7 protein-coding genes are annotated in these 18,523 nt (G+C 45.4%); 5 read left to right on the top strand and 2 right to left on the bottom strand.

Annotation, left to right across the window (positions count from 1 at the left end):
* Window positions 1–78 precede the first annotated feature (78 nt).
* The 5 genes from ACO6VE_RS20060 to ACO6VE_RS20040 all read left to right on the top strand — a co-directional run bounded on the left by ACO6VE_RS20060 (window position 79) and on the right by ACO6VE_RS20040 (window position 15,474).
* Window positions 79–5,115 (top strand): pentapeptide repeat-containing protein, encoded by a 5,037-nt coding sequence (locus ACO6VE_RS20060; protein ID WP_422449784.1) that lies wholly within the window; start codon window positions 79–81, stop codon window positions 5,113–5,115.
* A gap of 191 nt (window positions 5,116–5,306) precedes the next feature.
* Window positions 5,307–6,065 carry a hypothetical protein gene (locus ACO6VE_RS20055; RefSeq protein ID WP_422449783.1) on the top strand — a complete coding sequence of 253 codons (759 nt, stop codon included), beginning with the start codon at window positions 5,307–5,309 and terminating at the stop codon, window positions 6,063–6,065.
* A gap of 883 nt (window positions 6,066–6,948) precedes the next feature.
* Window positions 6,949–10,332, top strand: coding sequence for a hypothetical protein (locus tag ACO6VE_RS20050; RefSeq protein WP_422463074.1), 3,384 nt, complete (start codon window positions 6,949–6,951; stop codon window positions 10,330–10,332).
* Window positions 10,333–10,534: 202 nt separating this feature from the next.
* A complete protein-coding gene (locus ACO6VE_RS20045) occupies window positions 10,535–13,954 on the top strand; it encodes a hypothetical protein (protein WP_422463072.1) in 3,420 nt (1,139 codons plus the stop codon).
* 104 nt (window positions 13,955–14,058) lie between these two features.
* On the top strand, window positions 14,059–15,474 hold the full coding sequence (locus tag ACO6VE_RS20040) for an ankyrin repeat domain-containing protein (RefSeq protein WP_422463070.1): 1,416 nt from the start codon (window positions 14,059–14,061) through the stop codon (window positions 15,472–15,474).
* Between the two features lie 1,431 nt (window positions 15,475–16,905).
* Here the strand turns inward: ACO6VE_RS20040 and ACO6VE_RS20035 are convergent.
* Both ACO6VE_RS20035 and ACO6VE_RS20030 read right to left on the bottom strand, forming a co-directional pair.
* Window positions 16,906–17,604: a hypothetical protein gene (locus ACO6VE_RS20035; protein WP_422449777.1), complete on the bottom strand. Its 699-nt coding sequence runs from the start codon at window positions 17,602–17,604 to the stop codon at window positions 16,906–16,908.
* A 43-nt stretch (window positions 17,605–17,647) separates the two neighbouring features.
* Entirely contained in the window at window positions 17,648–17,860 is a 213-nt protein-coding gene (locus ACO6VE_RS20030; protein WP_422449776.1) for a TauD/TfdA family dioxygenase, read from the bottom strand.
* Between the last annotated feature and the right edge of the window lie 663 nt (window positions 17,861–18,523).

Raw genomic sequence — 18,523 nt, 5'->3', positions numbered from 1 at the left:
GGGCTAAAAACTACAAAAATTTATGGCCGAATAATGCAGAAACTTTAAATGGGACCGGGAACGATAAAGGTGGACTCAATGATTAATTCGGCCAGCACCAGTAATTTGAACGCCCCTGATAAACAAATCCCTGTCGATGTTAATCTACCAGATGACAACGACAGACAATGCATGACGTTCACCAGAACGGTCCGGGTTAATGACAACATAATGCCCTCAGCTAACGTTCTTTCGAATACGTCTGAAAACATTTCCTCCAGTGATCAGTGCCCACCCGATCCCAAGATAACGGTTAGTAACGCCCATCGGATAATCAGTCTAACGGCTTTTGCCAAGCCGACGACGGCTGAAAGTGCATCGGTCCGCCATAACACCAAAATGGAAACGTCCAGCCTGCCAATAATCGACCAATCGTTTATCAAATCCATTGAGATTCCGGTAAAAACTGCCCTGCTTCAGGAATATCACCCATCCAGTTTTTTACCCCCCTCCCAGACCATAGCGCGTCTTATTCATGGCCTGCAGCACAGCTGCCGGAGTGCAATCTGGGCGCTGGCGATACTGCAACAACGCAAACAGCAACATGATCACCGAGCCCTGTCCTTTCCTGAACAACTGGTACCGTTACTGGTCAAGGCCTGTCTGTTCCATGATTCAGGCCGTGAAGGAGATGGAAAAGACACCTCTGAATGGGAGAAGACCAGCGGTGACAATTTGCAAGAGCACCTGCGTAACTGTGGCATTGAGCAGTCCCTGGCCTGGCAGTGCGGTGAAGCAATTCGCCACAAGGATTTTCCGGATGCCTGCCAGCACCTGCCCGGGGAGATACAGACACTGCGCAGTCTGCTCCATGATGCCGATACGCTGGAGGTTATGCGGGTCAGATGTTGTTTTTATATGGACAAGCTGGAGTGTTTTGCCGACTGCCAGGATGACCAACGCCGTGAAGCGTGGCGCTTTCTGGCCAGAGAGGTCTGTCAGGTGATTGCCAGCCAGGGCGATCTCTGGTACCCCATCGACTTGCTAGACAGCGCCAAAACAGCCAGACAGTTTTTCAGCCAAACCTCTACCCGGTGTGTAAACACGAAAAAGCAGTGGGAACACCATCCTTCGCCACTGGAATATCAGTTATTTACTATAGGCACGCAATCCGATTTCATCAGCAAGCTGATCACGCCTTTTACCGGTCACCCGGTGAAGCCAGAACCAGCCTTTTCCCTGGCCAGGCTGAACCGGCAGAGCGAGAGCGTGGGAGGGAGCAGGATTGGACAGCTGTATAATGACCCCGTTCAGCAACAGTGCTACTACATCAAAACGGCGGTCTCTGTGGAAAGCGCCCGCAATCAGGCACTGATGGCCAATCTCGCACGACTGCTGGGCGTTAATTCCCCCGTCACCTTTGCCCATCAGGAACAGGATTGCAGTTATGTGGTCAGTGAAATTCCCAGTGACTGGCCGGGTAACCTGAAAAGTGGGAAAGACCCTCTGCAATCCCTGCCTGCCAATCAGTGGGCCAGATTGTTACTGGTCAATACCATCGTTGGTAATGAAGCCATGGTCAATGAAGCCTGGGAGAACATTGAACTGACCCCGCAAGGGGAGCCGGTGATGTTGAACTGGGAGTTCGCCGGGATGGCCACACGCTATCCGTGTCCGGATAAACCAGAACCAGCCTCCAAAGAGGATGATTTTTCCTCCATGCCGTTGCTGTTGATAAAACTGCGGGATCCCCAGGCACCAGCAATGAACTCCCACGTTATCCACAACCCCTGCGTGGCTATTCTGTCACAATTGGACGATGAGCTGCTGGGGCAGACCCTGAAAGCGATACTGCGCGAAGTTGACTGGCAAGCTCTGGACCAACAGATCGAACACAGCGGTTTCCTGCCCGGTGACCGTAGCTGGTTACGGCAGACGATTCATGATCGAATCGCCTGGCTCACCACCCGATTTGCCAACAGCGTCGAGGCCGGAGAGCGGGTATCCATGGCAGAGTATCAGGCCATCGCAGCGGCGGGTATCCGCGGGGGCTGGCTGCAGGTTAAGGGCCAGGATATCCGTGGCGGACAGCTCTGCCTTAGCCAGCGACTGGATCAGGACGGCAAGCCGATTACCCGGATGTCTCTCCAGCTGGTCCGGGATGCCAGCAACCGACTGGCAGACAACCTGGCCCTGGAACGGGGATTGCACCATCTGAACACATGGATCAATTACCTTCAGGGGCACCTGAGCGCCAGTTACCGGGACTGGCGCAGCGACCTGGCCAGCCTGGCCGATGAGTGTGACCAATTGGCGCAGCAGTTAATCCGGGATAAAGGGCGATGGAACCGATCTCATCACAACGCCATCGACAAGGCCATAAAAGACCTGCAAGCCAATGTCGCCATCTGCCGGGAGTCTTTAGAAGCAGACAGGCCGTCTATTGGCAAGAATTCCCTGAACTTAATCCAACTGCCTGAACCCACCTTTCCAGCACGGGTCTGTTCGCGGGCCGCTGAAAATAGTGAAGCAAAAGTACAATTGGCTGAATTCAGTCACGGTTTCGCCAGGCAAACAGGTCAGAGCGCCAGTTATTTTAACAAGACTCAGCTTGATTATGTCGGCCTGCGTGCCTCACCTGTGCGAGTGGCTGAACTGAAACCGGTCAGTCAGGAGGGGCATATTGAGTTTATACCCGAGTGGTTGCCTAAGGCACGAGCCTTGCAAAATAGCTTGGCGCTGACCTTGCCCGGACACGGTAAATCAGTGGTTGAAGCGCTGTTCAGTGAGTTGGCAGGGCTGGGCATTCATTGTCAGCGACCGGATGCCAGCGACCTGGAGGAACGGTGGCTGGACGCCCTGGCCAACTATCATGGCTGCCTTGGTGATATGAACCGTACCGTGGCAGCAGTTATTAGCGCGGATGCTTCGGTAATCGCCAGAAAAAAAGCGTTTCTTGAAGAGCTGCTAAAACAGCCCCTTAAATTTGAGGAGCAGCTTCGTTTTCGTGCAGGACGACTGATATATTTCCTTCCGGGGCTGCCACATGGCATTGCCGAAAACCCTGCCCGGTTGTTCTGTCCCGGTCACAATGTCAGTTTTCTTGGCAACACGGACAGTAATAAGACTCTCACGGCCAGCCTGGCAAATGATGGCACTCTTTGTTCCTTTGAGCGACGGACCGACATTGGCCTGGAGCCCACTACGAAGGATATGAATCGTCAGGTTAATGTTGACGCCCGTGATGTGTTTGCCCGTATCCAGCCTGTCGAGCATAAAATCGGGCGTAGTACTTATGGGGGGCTATTGTCCGCGCTGATCAAATCTGAGGCGCTCGGCCGTCTTGATCTCTGTGCGATTGAACATCATTTTGATTATCACAGTTTCCACCTCGGTTTGGAGGCCTTTCGACGTAATATTAAAATAATTCTGCGCTCGCATGATGACTATCAGAAATTGATGCAAGCCCCATATCACGAGATCTTCTTTGCCTACCCTTTGTCATTGTTTGATGAACTGAAAACGCTGCATGTCAGCTCTCCAGAAGACCGGCTAAATTTGTTGCATGCCCTCAAGCGACGCTACAGCCACTGGCCTGACGGACGCCCGCTGGAAGCGCTTTTTCAGTATTCCCCGTCAACCCGTTACTATGAGTTAACTGCTCTATTCAGCAGGATCCCCGGAAACATCAAAATGCTCATCAAGGCCTGTGGCGAAGAAAGTTTAGAGTTGCTGCTTCAACAAAATCCAGAGCTGCTGGAAGGAAAACTGCAGTCGTTGGATGGTTTGAAAATACAGGCTGAGAGATTGGGCCCAGGGCTTGTAGGGTTGGATTTCAGAGGCTGCTCAATGAATGATACCCAACTTAAAAGAACTCAATTCATGCACTGTCAATTCACTATGGAGCAGTTAAACGACGCAAGTCTTGAAGAGGTTTATTTTAAAGGCTGCTCTTTTGAAGGTGAATGCTTTTCATTATCAGTGTTAAAAAGCGCAACATTTACTCCTGCTGAATTAATAAATAGTCAGCCGGTAACAGACAGTATACCCAAGCTATCCCAGGCTATATCGCAATCATGTATCAACAGTCAGGGGCAGTTCAATCTGGAACTATGGCTGGAGGTGATGGAAAAAAGTCATTACTTGCGTCGTCTCGTGGTGGCGGAAGCTTTTTTACAGAGTCGCGTCACTGGCAGGACACCTATGGATGAAACAACCAAAAAAATCCTCGTTGAACAGATTGACAATGTCATCAGCAAGCATCCGGAAAGACTTCAATTTATTGTTGAAGAAGTTTTTCGTATAAGGATGGGTAATATTGAAACTATATCGAATTTTATCAAAAAGAACCCGAAATTCCATGAACGTAAAATTGTAAATGTCAGGAATTTTTACTTTGACTTCAGAACCACCTTCCTTAGAGAAGTACGTGATGAAAATCAAAAGCGCTTTAGCTATGAAACATCGTCATTTCTGACCGATTTGTCAGATTTAGTTGACCCTGAAAAAGATGTGTGTAGCCATGCACCCAAAGAAGAGGTTCTGGCTTTAATTGTAAACATTATAGAATTTGTCATGTTTCCTCTTGAACACGAATACATAGAATTTGGCATCAACACAAACGATGGGGGAGAGCAGAAATCCGAAAAAAGTTTCAGGAGCACAGAAAATAATAAAATGTTGTGTTTTGAATTAGATCATGAAGGTCAAAACATGATAGATAGTTTTAAGGCTAACATTTGTGATAGACATACCCTGGGAAAATACAGAAATCACTTTATAAAAATATGGGAGAGTTGCTCAGATGTGCGTCGATTAGAAATAGCCAAATGCTGCCTGAAGCACAAAATTATAGCTGTTAGCCCTATTACCACAGTGGAATTCATGAAACTATTGATCATTAATCAACAAGGAAAACATTGGCTGGATGACTTTTCAGCGAATATGGACAAACATAAAAAGAATGAATATGAGTGCAATTTATCAATGAAGAAATACTTTCGGAATATCAATGATTATGACAGCACAAAAATAGATGAATCATTAAAGGCTTTTGAGCAATGGATAAAGTCAGAGGCACCCGATTTCACCAGAGCGCAGTCCGGGATTCAAAAAAATCATGACTCATACCTTTGAGCGAAAAGTTACCGAGAAAAACTTTTCCACCAAGAAGCAGCAATTATGCCTCATCACGAAACTTTCATTTGAATTAGTGGTCAAAACTGACAGAGTTCCACCTTGCACCAGGAAATACTCATGAGTGTTGGAAACGCTTTGAACATAACCCCTTGTCATCAACTTAATTAATCAGAATACAAGTAATTTTTATGACTTCCCCAATATCAGCATCAACTTACCGAAAAATGGCGTGGCAAGAACAACAAAAGCCTGAAACAACCGAGGATGCTACGGCAAAAACAGGTGCCACAGCAAAGTTTAATAATTTAACGGCTAAAGAAGTTGTTCCAGCTACCAAAATACCGCAACCTGATTTTCACCCATTCAAGTCACAGTCGGAGAAAGACTATCTTATGAAAACCTGGTGCATGCAATCAGTTACATCATCATCAGGTCCTCCTCCGCTTGAATTCAGGAATATGATAAAAATTGAACGCCAGTACAATGACCTTGATTATAAGGACATGTTGAAATACTCCCTAGCATTCGATGGATTATTGCACGAAGAGAAGTACTCGGAATGTAAAGATACCGTGAAAGAGTTTACAGGAGTTTATATTTTCAATGATATAGATTTGAATCATGCCCGCCGATTTAGTCCACATAAATATATTCAACCAAGCGACCCACATTCAATGTATGCTGGTCAATTTGATGATGGCACGTTCTTCCTCCTGGCGTCCAATCCAACCCGGTGTAAAACGTTTTTTGAATACGATTCCCACAATAATGTCGTGTACTGTGGTGAAACATTTCCCACCAAGAGTGGTGGAGAAAACACTCATTCCCTCTATTGCGGAGAGACCTATAAAGAAGCATTAGAAACATTTGAGAAGGCTTGTAGAGGCACCACTGTAGCTGAAAACATCAGGAATTTGCTGGGATTTGAGTCTGAACTAAAAATGTAATCAGGCAACCAATCTTTGTTAAGCCTTTAATAAGGAACTGGAGATAATATTTGCGCTTCAGAATAGGCGAGATCATAGTATTCTAATGTTTTATGAAAAGTGTGATCTCGTTCAGTTATTGACAATTTCTTTAGTGCTAAGGGTCAACCCAGGTTATATCTTTTAAATCCATTTTTCATAAAATCGAGCAACAGATTCTCTAATCAACCCTGCCGCCATTGTGCTCAATACACAGCAGCAAAATTTTCCCACCAAGAAGCTGAAATTATCCCTCATTATGGAACTTTTATCTGGAGCAGTGATCAGAATCCCAAGAGATTCAGTTTGCGCCATGGAATTCTTATGAGCATTGGAACCGCTATGAACATAATCTCTGGTGATTAATTTAATTATTTATAATATGAGGCCATAGCTAAAATTTCGAAAAAATCGGTGCCAAATTTTGAAAAACCGGTGTCAGGAAAACCGATGTTTGGTATTGAATCTTTGATGCCCAAAAATAAAATTCTGATTCCCCAACCATCAACAGACCATATTCGATCAACCGAACAGGTTTCACAAAAAGTATCTGATTAAAGAAGTATTCAGGCAATCATCGTTAACCCGGATATTTCATAAGCAAGATCGGGAGCACGTTTATGAAACATCCTGGTTAAGTCAAAAAACGTTATTTTTAAACCAGCCCACTTTTATTTAATAAAGTTCCAAAATTAGCAAGGCCGGTGTCACGTAAAAACCACGATCAGCTCTTGAATGTGTTCAAAAAGAAAGACTTGCCTCCAATTCCCTGAGCGTAATTAATTCCATGGAACCAAATTGGATTAATTATGTCTGATTAATAAAACTTATCCAATTATTACATAACGTTCTTTCAATAATAATTATGAACAATATCGAAAACACATTTACTCTGCCATCCTGCCCCCGGCCTGTCCCTGAAGGGCACACCACTGGCTCAGAAGAATTGGCGGACACATCAACCACTGCCAGGGCTTCTGCAATCAAACCAGAACTTCATTCTCCGGGCAGTGATATCATCAATGACCCGGAATACTCTCAGCCCGGTGATTTGTCACTGACTGAAAGACAGACGGAGACCAGTCCTGTCGATAAAACGTATCATACACCTGAACTGACCTCAGCTGCCGGGCAGAACCAGCCGGAACAGTCATCCGTCTTCTGTCTTGTCTCTGACGTGTTCATGAAGCCTCTGACTGATGATGATGACACCATCATGGACACTCTTCCCTTTTTCGACATGACACTGCCCAAACCTCTGGAAATTACCACCACGGATGTCCAAAACTTCAAGGATGAATTATCCATCTTTAAAATGGAACTTGATGAGGAATTTCTCGCTGGAAAGTTTCTGGACCTAGATAGTTACCAGTTCCATAGCTTAATCTGCAATAGACTGGCTTATCTCAAACATCTTGCTGATAAATATCAAGCATTCAAAGACAGTTCCTACAAACATGTTGAATGGTATAACACCTTAAAATTTGCCTACATAGAAATCCATGCCACATTTTCCAAACAGCTGTTTCTGAGTGATGATATGTGTAAGGAAATACTGAGGCTGGGCATGCTCTATCGTGATCTCAACAAAATGTTATGTCGATGGCCCTCTGGGGTTGATTTCCCGCACCAGCAATCAGTCAGCTTTCTGAGTGAATCTCTTGTTTGCCATTTGTCATATATCTGTTGTCTTGTGGAGGGCTTGATAAGATACGCTGATTTCAACAAGCACATCGCCGTGCGGGCACCAACAGAACCACTTAACTTCCACACAATTTTGCATGCGCCCCTCCGGGAACACCCTGACATAAAACCACACGGAACCAGCACCCTGAATGAAGGCATCAGCAATATGCTCACTGCCATTGCCACAGGGACATTGGAAACCGTGAACAGGGAAGCTCCTCAAGATATCCTGAAAACCACCTCTGAATACCTTTTCAGCTCAATTGATCGATACAGGAAAGAAGGGAATGATCAAAAAAATTTCCAACCAGTCTGCATTTATCAACTGACGATTGAGCAACATCTATTTTGTGCAGAGTTATTCCATGCTGCTTTAATGGCAGGACGATGGGACGAAGCCGATAAGGCTTTTAAAGCAACCACTCGAATAGTTTTCCATGGCAAGTATTCACTGGAGCCGGTTATTCAGGCACTTAAACATAACACAGCAGGAATCAACATTGAGAACTGGCATAATGATTTTAATGAATACACACAATCCCGCCCCTACTCCCCTGGCATGTATTTTACCCTTGGGCTTGAAGCTGCTTCTACTTACCTGAGTACCCTTCTTGCTCACAAGGAGAGTGCCACGGAGAACCAGTCACCACTAATAAAGGTAATGAAGACGGAAGAGCTGAACCAAATACTGAATGTTCTGGATACATGGACAGACCAGTTGCAGGAGCTTGGCTTGTTGGCCAGTGTTGCAATGAAAGACTGCAAATACCACCGCCGTTTATCTCTCGCCTGGCTAAGATTGCTGACTTTGACCAAAAATCACGAGATGGCCATCAAGAAGAGTTTTCATGAGGCCCAAAAATCCATCATGCCACATAGCGCCTCGGATGGGATAACAAATGACAATCTGCAACCGCTTCCTGCATATCTGGAATCCCGGCTGACACAAATACTTCTCCATAATAATGATATTTTAAAGTTCATTAATAAAGAGTGCGGTGTATTCAATCCAAACATTAACATCTCAGCACTGAACAAAGAGTCCTGTGAATCCCTGATTAAAACTTTTGCAGACGATGCACCAACACCACACACCGAATTATTGCTAACGTTCTTCCACGGCTGTTATAACTGTGCAATGCTCGTTGAGCATATTTGTGACTGCGCTTCAATATTCAGTGAGCTGGAGGCCTACTTTACCAGCATTCATACAAGTGAAGCATCACGCTCACTTAAGATGGCCAAAGAGAAATGGAAAGAAAAAATCAAGGCAAATACTTCCGGGATTAAAGAGAAAATTGATAGATTTGACCAGTTAAACCAAAGTTCCAAAACCTTTTTCAACCACGCCTTTAGTCACTTAAAAAAAATCAGAGAACTTAATAATGGGCTAAACAAATGCCTGAAAATTGTGCTTTCAGAGTCAATTCAGGCTACTTTATACCACAGTTTGTTACAACTTCAGCATTTGAACTCTGCCCTGATTACCGTTAGCAGTAAACGGATCGACATTCTCAAAAATGAGTTTCCAACTGTTATCAACCTTGAACAGGCTACCACGAGTTGTGGAAAAAGATTGAATAAAAATATTACTTTCATAGCAAAGTGCTTAAAAGAGCTGAATGACTCAAAAGAGCTATCATTAGCCAACACCACTGGCAAGCGTAAACCGAATTCAGGCCAGATTAAAAAAGGTCAACGCAACAATCAAGTCATCAATCACAGTGGTACTCTGGCAGGTTTTGCCAAAGCAATAACTATCCGGTCAGATACTCAGGAGACCCTCAGTAAAAGAGATTATTTTCAGAAGCAAATAGCCAGCGAAGTGCAGACGATGCAACATCAAGGTTTGCCTGTGGTCTATCTGGGGAGCCGTGCTTATCAGACGCAGATTCAGTCACTTTGGGGGAATAATGCATTTGCGCTGGCAACCGACAGCCATCTGTTACCAGCCGAAATATCTAATGATCTTATTAATCGCTCAGTCACACCAAGGGATACCGATCTTTTAGTGCTTGACCAGAAGAAATTCAGTGAAATCAAAACACAAATCTGTATCCGTCTGAAGAAAGCTGCCGACATAGACGACAATGTGCCGGGGGTATATCAACTGTTTGTTCCTGACAATGACAACAAGTTTTACTACGGCAAAAACTGTTGCTGCTGCAACCTTATTGTTTCTTTAAGTGGAAGTTATTTCCAGAAAGACTGGGCTTATGTGGTTGACTTGATCTCCCCGATGGACTCAGGCCCGTCACCACTGCTCACTTACGATTCCCCCGTGCTGCCTTCAGGTGACTCGACCTGGGCAAGGCCACTGACCAGCATTATGGTGGATGAGCTCAACCTGGCAATCAATCAGGCGGTTAGCGTTAGCCATTTCCGTTCACTGATGGCCATGACGCGCATTAATGTCCTGACAGTCCTTGAATATTTAGAGCCAAAGCTCGACCCCGTATCACGCATTGTGCTTATGCATGTTCTGGAGCGTCTTCAGAACAGTTACCCCGATGAAGCCCAAGGCAAACTGGCCAGCCATCTGCGCTCCAGGGCATTTAAATGAAGGATCTAATGAAGCCAATTAAAAAATCAGTGTCTTAGTGAGGACAGTTCCCAAGCCACTTTTATGTACTTTAGTACCAAAATAGATAGGGCTGGAGCAATCGACTCCTTGAGCGTAATTAAATCTATGGAACCAAATCAGAGTAATTATGTCTGAATAATAAATATATCCAGTTATTATATGCTGTTCTTTAAAAATAATTATGCAAAATATCGAAAACACATTTACTCCGCCGCCCTTCCCCCGTCCAGCCCCTGACGGATACACCACTGAGCACCGCTCAGAAGCATTGGTGGGCGCAGACCCAACGACAGCAGTGGCTTCTGTAATCAAACCAGAACTTCATTTCGTGAGCAGTGATAACATCAATGGCCCGGAATACTCCCAGCCCAGTGATTTGTCACTGACTGAAAGACAGACGGAGACCAGTCCTGTCGATAAAACGTATCATACACCTGAACTGACCTCAGCTGCCGGGCAGAGCCTTCCGCAACCGTCATCAGCCTCCGGCCCTGTCTCCGACGTGTTCATGAAGCCTCTGCCTGATGATGACAGCGTTGTGTGTACTCTTCCCCTTTTCAGAATAACGTCGTCCCCTCAGACAATTACGATAGGGAGTGTCCGAAACTTCAAGGAGGTATTATCCAAACTTAGCGCGCAACTTGATCAGGAATTCCTCGAAAGAACGTTTCTTGATACCGATCGTCACCAGTTCCATAGCTTAATCTACGATAGTCTGATTTCGCTCAGGTGTCTCGCCGATAAATATCTGGTATTCAGAGACAATGCTTACCAACTTGTTGATTGGTACAACACACAAAAGTTCGCTGACAAAAGTCAATATATCAAACTCTCCAAACTGCTGTTTCTGAGCAATGATATGAGTGAAGTAACGCTGCACCTGGCCATGCAGTATCGTGTTCTCATCAAAATGCTATGCCAATGGTACCCCAGGGATGACTCTCCGGGCCAGCAATCCATCAGCTTTCTGAGTGTAATTATTGTCTGCCATTTATCCTTTGTTCGTTGTGTTGTGGAGACATTGCTAAGAAACGGTGATGTCAGAAAAGATATCGCCCTGCGGGCACGAGTAAAACCGCACATCAGGAAGCTCCACTCAATTAAGCATGTGCCACCCCAGAAACACCCTGGCTTTGATCCGAAAGAGTCTGACATGCTAAATGAAGGGATCAGCGATATGCTCACTGCCATTGCTACAGGTGCATGGGAAGACTTGAACAGGAAAAAGCCTATCCTGCATATCGCCTCTGACCAACTTTTCAAATCAATTGATCGATACAGGGAAGAATCTGGTGATCACGAATTTCAACCCGTCTGCGTTGACAATCGGACGATTGGGCAGCATCTATTCTGTGCAGATTTAATACATGCAGCTTCAATATCAGGCCGATGGGAGGAAACCAAAAAGGCTTATGAAGCAACCACTCGAATAGTTTTCCACAGCAAGTATTCACTGGAGCCGGTTATTCAAGCACTTAAACATGACAATACGGCAGGAATTAACATCGAAAGCTGGCATAGTGAACTTGATGAGTATACACAATCCAGATGCTACCCCCTTAGCTATTATTTCATTAAAGGGCTTGGAACTGCTTCTAATTACCTGAGTTACCTTCTTGATCACAAGGAGGCTGAAACTGAGAACCATTCACCGTTAATACCGGTCGAGAAAACCGAGTATTTGCAAAAAATACTGGATACTCTGAACCGATGGGAAGAGCAGTTGCATGAGCTTGACTTATTGCCCGATGACGCAATGAAAGACTGCTCATTCCACCGTCGTTTATCACTGGCCAGGCAAAGAATACAGACTCTGACCAACAATCACGAGACGACCATCAGGAATAGCTTTGATCAGGCCAAAAAAATCATCATGCAATATACTGCCGGGGATGGAATAACAAATGACAATCCGCAACCGCTTTCTGAGTACCTGAAATCCTTCCTGGCACGAACTCTGCTCCAGAATCATGATATTTTAAAGCTCATTAATAAAGAGTGCGATGCCTACAATCCAGGCATCAACATCTCAGAACTGGACCGAACATCCTGTGAATGGCTAACCAATATTTTTGCCAACAGTGCACAATCACCGCACACTGAGTTATTGCGAATGTTCTCCCGGTGCAGTTATTACTGCGTAGTGCTCATTGAGCAAATTTGTGCATGCGCTTCAATATTCAGTGATCTGGAAGCCTGCCTTACCAGCATTCATACCAGTGATTCATCACCCGCACTTAAGGTGACCAAAGAGAAAGGGAATGAAAAAATCAAAGCAAATGCTGCCGGGATCACAGAGAAAACTGATCAATTTCATAAGTTCAACCAAAGCATCAAATCCAGTTTCAAAGATGCTTTCAGCCACTTAAACAAAATCAGAGAGCATGTCATTAATGAAGACAAGTGCCTGAAAATTGTTCTGTTCGAGTCAATTCACGCTACTTTATACGACAGCTTGCAACAAATTATGCATTTGAATGATGCTCTGGCTACCGTTAGCAGTAAACGGTTCGACATTATCAAAAATGAGTTTCCAACGATTGCCAAACTTGAACAGGCTTCAGCTGGTAACAGGAAAAGATTGCAAAAAAATATTGCTTTCATAAAAGGCTGCTTAAAAGACCTGAATATCTCTAAAGAGTTATCATTAGCCAAAACCACTGTCAGTCATAAACCGAATCCAGTCCCGACTCATAATGGCCGCTTTAAAAAACAAACCAGAAAAAACCTTGACTCTCTGGCAAACTTTATCGCAAACAACAACCAATCTGTCAGGTTAGATACTCCGCAGACCCTCACGACAAGAGATTATTTTCATGAGCAAATAGCCAGGGGGGTACAGGCGTTGAATCATGATAAGAAGTCTGTGGCATATTTGGGAAGCCGTGCTTACCAGCTACAGGTTCAGTCACTCTGGGGGAGCGAGGCATTTGAGCTGGCAACCAGCAGCGACCTGTTACCAGCCGAAATATTCCCGGATCTTATTAAACGCTCAGTCACGCCAAGGGATACCGATCTTTTGGTGCTTAACAGAAAGGATTTCAGTAGCATCAAAGGTCAACTCTATGGCTGGCTGGAGGAAGCTGCCAAGCAGGGTGGCTACTTGCCGAATAAGTACGAACCGCTTCATACCAACGACTTCAATGAGGTTTACTACGGCGTAAACTGTTGCTTCTGCAACCTCATTCTCCGTTTAAAAGGAACGCGTACAAGGAAAGACTGGATTTATGTGGTTGACTTGATCACCCCGACGGACTCTGGCCCGTCAACACTGCTAAATTACGATTCCCCTGTACTGGCTTCAGGTGACTCGACCCACGCCAGGTCACTTACCAGCATTATGATCGATGAACTCAACCTGGCAATCGGTCAGGCTGTTGGTCCTGCCCGCGCACTGATGGCAATGACGCGCATTAATGTCCTGGCAGTCCTTGAATATATAGAGCCAAAGCTCGATGCCGAATCACGCATTGTCCTTATGCATGTTCTGGAGCGTCTTCAGAAAAGTTACCCCGATCCAGCCCAAGGCAAACTGGCCAGCAATCTGCGCTCCAGGGCATTTAATATGGTTGCTTATGAAGGATCTAATGACACCAATTAAAAAATTAGTGTCGTATATTTTCCGCCCCACATTGCAAGAACAGCTTTTCATCATGACGAAAACGTCATGAGCTATTGCGATTAGCTGCCCGATCAGGAACTTTCATGACGTTTATCTCTCTAACAGAGATGCTGTCATATTGTCCTGATTTCCCGGGAGGTAGTGTGGGTCCAGCAGAAAGATTATCGAGTTCGCTTCCGGTTGTCCCTAGCAGTCTGTCCAGCGACCAATATCCAGAAGATCAGATTACTAACCGTCAATTGCCAACCGCTGACAACCAGCTTGAAGTGGGCACGATGCCCAGACTGGACAATCGTAAAGTGAAACCTGCTGAAACGCTCCCCCCTGAACTTAACAGGCAACTGAACGGAGCAGATACTCTGCCCAGTGTATTAGACCAATGTCGTTCAATTGATGAAGCTCTGTCGTCAGGTGACTTGAACACAGTGGATGATGAGGGATTTACACTAATGACCAGGGCCGCCTATTTTAATCAGCCCGAGCATGTCAGAAAGCTGATTCGTGCAAAAGCTGATGTGGACCAGGCCGACAGTGCCAGCTGGACCCCTCTGATAGCGGCTGCCGACCAGAACTGTACAGAAGTCACCGGGATGCTTTTGGCTGCGGGCGCAGATATTGAGAAGACAGATTCAATGATGTTCGGCCCCTTGCATGCTGCTGCTGAAGTAGGCAACGAAGAGGTTACCCAGATGCTGTTGGTGGCCGGAGCAGATGTTGAAGCGGTCAACACCTATGGTTCGACTCCGCTGATGTCCGCCTGCCGCAAAGGGAATAAACAGGTGGCGGAACGACTTGTACAATATGGTGCGGATATCAATGCAAGGAACTGCAAAACCTTCACCTCTGTCTTCCAGCTCGCCTGTTACTATGCCAATGAGTCCAGAGACACAGATCTTCTCCGGTTCCTTATCCGGCAAAAGGTAGAAGTCTTCACACTGGACCACAATCATTGGTTTCCGCTACTGACGGTCATCGCAGGTGGTCTTTCCAGTGAGGTAGAGTTCATCCTGAGCAGGGGGTGGCACAAGGCAATCATGGGTTATGACTCCCGTGTATTTTTCCTCGCCGCACTCAATGGTGAGGATGAAATACTCAGAATTCTGTTTCAACAAATACCTGATAAAACCAGTGCGTTTCAATGCATTGCCAAGGCAACCTCACTGACAGGAAAGTTTCTTGTAGAAAGTCCACTACGCATTATCGACAGGAACTTTAATGAGATTTTATCCATTGAGAATATTGTGGATAGCCCTTACTCATTAAAGTATTTGTGCCGATCGATCATCAAACGATATGCAGCCACTGATCAGTATATAGTTCTGGATCAGTTGCCATTGCCTGATAGTCTGAAAAAATACTGCTGGCAAATTCCTGTTTGTTTGTACAATAAACATGACGTTGCTGTGTGGGCTGATTTTGTCGAATCGCAACGTGTTGCTGATGAAGATGTTGATAATGATAATGTGGGCAGTATCACTGCTGCCCGGTTAAGAAAATAAAATAAAAGAGCAATGTCTATTGATAAACACGTGAAAGAGCAGAAGTGTTGCCATACTGTATCAGATCAGGTTAATTCCAGCGCTACCGGCGACGTTTCTTTCTGCCACGCCTGATTGGGCGAGGGTATCTGTCTGAGTTTTCCTCTGGCTGAACAGTGACAGGCCGGGGCTGTGTAGTCGGACGGTCATCAACTGAACCCGTTGCCCTGGGAGCATCAGCTGCAATGTCGGTTCTGGTGCTGCTATCGCTAACGTTAAGCCGGGGCGTCAAGTTATCCGTGTGATCGCACTTGCGATCTTTCAGCCGCTCATCAGTTAAATCAACGCTCAGGTTCAATAAAAATGGCTGGCACATTTCGGCACATAGCACACCAAAGAAACCAGACGCAATCCAGCCGTATCCCAAACTTAATTCCATGCAGAAACAGCATCCCAGACACACCACTGCGGAGCTTTCATCCAGGGCCGCCTCTTGCAAGGCTTGTCGTTCATTCTGACAAGATTGACAGTGCCGAAGATTGTTTCCACTTTGGGCTATTGGTTGATAGTTGCCTGAAATATTCATCGTTCAATAAATCCAGCTTGCCTGACTCATCGGATTGGACTGAATTTATTCACGATTGTTCCCGAACAGTGCCTTTAAAGGAAACATAGCCAAAAAAACATAGAAAATTTGCCATATCCGGAATGATGACTAGGCTCCATGGTGTTCCGCCAAATGTTGTCCCTGTCATCAGGAATAATGCAATAACGCGGACGTACAAATAAACATTATCTATCTAACTTTGAAACACTGGAGATTTCCATGGAATCCATTTCAGGGGCTACTGTGCGCTCCGATTGTGTAACGGAGAAACAAGCGCCCAAGACCAGGAGAAAAGGTCTGTGGAGTTGCTTTAGCTGTACCTCTGTTGACCAACCGAAAAGTGAACCCTACACACGGAGGTCAACGACAAATGTGCCAAATACTCCGGCGAAAAAATTCTCTCAGGCTCGAAGACAAACCATTAGAGCGCATGTCAAAGCTCACCCCCCGAGCACATCTTCCATCTCCGGAGGCAAAAGTACTGGCTACTCCGGAGCTTCCAGTTTCATGCGAAACACCTTGAGTACAGGATTGGTTGCAGGTACTTTACTCGCCAGCAGCAGTAATCACAGCCGTAGTGCTTATACTTATAGTAGTCACGATGACTGTTACTCTGGTGGCGGCGGTGACTATAGCTTCGGTGGCGGTGAATGCAGCTTCGGCGGCGGTGAATGCAGCTTCGGCGGCGGTGGCGGCGGTGACTGTAGCTTCGGTGGCGGCGGTGGTTTTTAATGATTAGAACTTTTTGGTAGTTCTGTAGTAACAATAAAAGGCTGTTTGAAAGTAGCTAGAAAAAAAACAGCAGGTCTTAAATCTTTACCATGCTCAAAAAGAAAGACCTCTGTTTACTTTCTGCCTATTATTTGATTCTTATTAATGCAAATTAACCGCCCAACATCTTTACATTTTTTATTAATGGCCTTTATTTCCCGGGATAGATTTTTATTCTCTAATTTCAGTCTATCCTTTTCTGATTTCATTACTTTTATTTGCTTATCAATGTATTTCATTTTAATAACTTTCAATCCTCTGCTTTTTTCAGAGTAACCTTTATTCTTCTCAGTTCTTCGCAAATACCTTACAAATTTACAAACGTCTTTATTTTCTTCTTTCTTTAGAACCTGATTAAGTTCTGGTATGGTCAACCCGGCAATTTCCTGACGAGTATATTGTCTTCCATTTATTTCAACGGGCTGATCCAGGTCTCTCTGTATATTTTGACCTGGTAAGACAGGGGGATCAGAAAGTTTCTGTGAGATACTTGCTTGCCCTGATTCTGAAGGCTGTGGACTCTGCCTGACAGCAATCTGGTGATCAGGAGTGGTTATTTTACAACTTTTTTTGCCAAGATCCGCAATGATGGGCCTTTCATCCATTGCTTTGCGCTTATTTATTCGCGGCTCTACCGGCTCTTCCGCAGTTGTTACCGTTTTGCACAATGTCCTTGATGTTTGCTGTTTTCCACCCATAGCCTTTGAGCTGTAAACCATGGAGTTAATTTTTGCAGCAGCAGTAGTGGCAAAAGAAAAATATGTTGCATTCATTTTTTCATTACCGGTTACTAATCATCCATTGGATTCGACAGATTTATAGTTGCAAGGTTCCCCACCTCAATAATTCGCTATGTCGCAGAGTGGTTTCTTCCCGGGCCACAACCCCTAACCTGAGGCCAACTCGCTGATAATGCCTTGAGTCATAGAGTTGCCCACGGTGCATGACTTGAGAGTTATCCCAGAAAACAATATCGCCTTCCTGCCACCGGTGAGTGTAAATGACACAGTTGGCAAGGATTTCATCCAACAGTGCTTGCCAGAATGTTCTGGCCGCTCAGGACTGAGCGCGCGCCAGGCTTCAAGCTGGTCGAGGAAGTGCGTTGTGTGAGGTTATCCATCACATCCGCCACCTCACTGGCGGTCAGATCTTTAATCTTGCATATGCAAAGGAAGACCTGATACCTAATTTTCTAAACGACCGTCTTCATTTCAAGTGCTTCCGGCGTTCTTCCAGAGCCAGTTGATGGGTCAGCTAAAGCGGCCAGTTGATATTGTGTCCGCTGGAAAGACAGCGGATGTCTGAGTGATTGTGAAAAGCTTGTCCTGTTGATAATAACGGATTTGCCTCCCTGATGGCCCTGTAGCTGGCATAAGCGCAAAGGCCGTACGTGGCGGCTCCCACTGTCAAGACAACGGGTATAGCGTACAAGGCATCATAGGCTGAGAGTTCGTTTTAGGAGTCGGCGGAGGATTCCAAATCACTGCCAGTTACAGGTAATGGTCGGTGAAGTTATCGTTGTTTGTGCAAGCGTTGTGTTGGGTTCCGGGGTTTCAAGACCTTCTTAATGCTATACCGTTATTAACCAGCCAGCAGCGAAATATAGAAGGTGTTTTTCACCTGCAACGTGTGAATGCATATCACAGCCCTTGTAGGAACTCTTCCATCCAGTCATCGTTGTTGACCAGTTCT

The sequence above is a fragment of the Endozoicomonas sp. ALB115 genome (genome assembly GCF_049310245.1).
GTDB lineage: Bacteria > Pseudomonadota > Gammaproteobacteria > Pseudomonadales > Endozoicomonadaceae > Endozoicomonas.
The sequence above is the reverse complement of the archived record's forward strand: the minus strand, read 5'-3'. Positions and strand labels throughout refer to the sequence as shown.